The following is a 379-nucleotide window of genomic DNA, read 5'->3' as shown; positions in this document are numbered from 1 at the left end:
GGTAGCCGTATCGGAAGGTGCGGCTGGATCACCTCCTTTCTAAGGATATTTACGGAATATAAGACCTTGGGTCTTATAAACAGAACGTTCCCTGTCTTGTTTAGTTTTGAAGGATCATTCCTTCGAACATAGGAGCACCTGCTAAATGCGCCACATCCTGTGGCAACGCATGTGTTAGCATGTCCTATGCGTTGTTCTTTGAAAACTAGATAACAGTAGACATCACATTCAATTAGTAAGACAAGATATCATATAGTGATTCTTTTTAACGGTTAAGTTAGAAAGGGCGCACGGTGGATGCCTTGGCACTAGGAGCCGATGAAGGACGGGACGAACACCGATATGCTTCGGGGAGCTGTAAGCAAGCTTTGATCCGGAG

Annotated in this window: 1 rRNA gene; it reads left to right on the top strand. The window is 45.1% G+C overall.

The window, feature by feature from the left end:
• Nucleotides 1-270: 270 nt before the first annotated feature.
• Nucleotides 271-379 (top strand): 23S ribosomal RNA (locus AC0C66_RS21560); the annotation flags it as partial.

The organism is Bacillus sp. VA13 (assembly GCF_055710085.1).
The sequence above is the reverse complement of the archived record's forward strand: the minus strand, read 5'-3'. Positions and strand labels throughout refer to the sequence as shown.